General features: G+C 41.2%; 1 tRNA gene. It reads left to right on the top strand.

Annotated elements, in window-relative coordinates:
• The first annotated feature begins 57 nt into the window (after window positions 1-57).
• Window positions 58-133: transfer RNA gene (locus QQK05_RS18630), tRNA-Ala, on the top strand.
• Window positions 134-260 lie beyond the last annotated feature (127 nt).

Consider the following 260-nt stretch of genomic DNA (forward strand, 5'->3'; position numbering starts at 1 on the left):
ATGATAACGAAAGTGTTTAAGACGAAGCCTTTTCCTTGGTGAAAAACTAGGTAAAAAGGGGCTATAGCTCAGCTGGGAGAGCGCCTGCCTTGCACGCAGGAGGTCAGCAGTTCGATCCTGCTTAGCTCCACCAATCGCTTCGATAGAAATTAAACATAAGCAAACATACTGTTTATGTTTAGTTTCTCCTCTCTTTGAGAGAATGAAACACTGCTCTTTAACAATTTGGAAAGCTGATATATATCCTCGAACGTTTTACT

It is taken from the genome of Thalassotalea loyana (genome assembly GCF_030161435.1).
GTDB lineage: Bacteria > Pseudomonadota > Gammaproteobacteria > Enterobacterales > Alteromonadaceae > Thalassotalea_G > Thalassotalea_G loyana.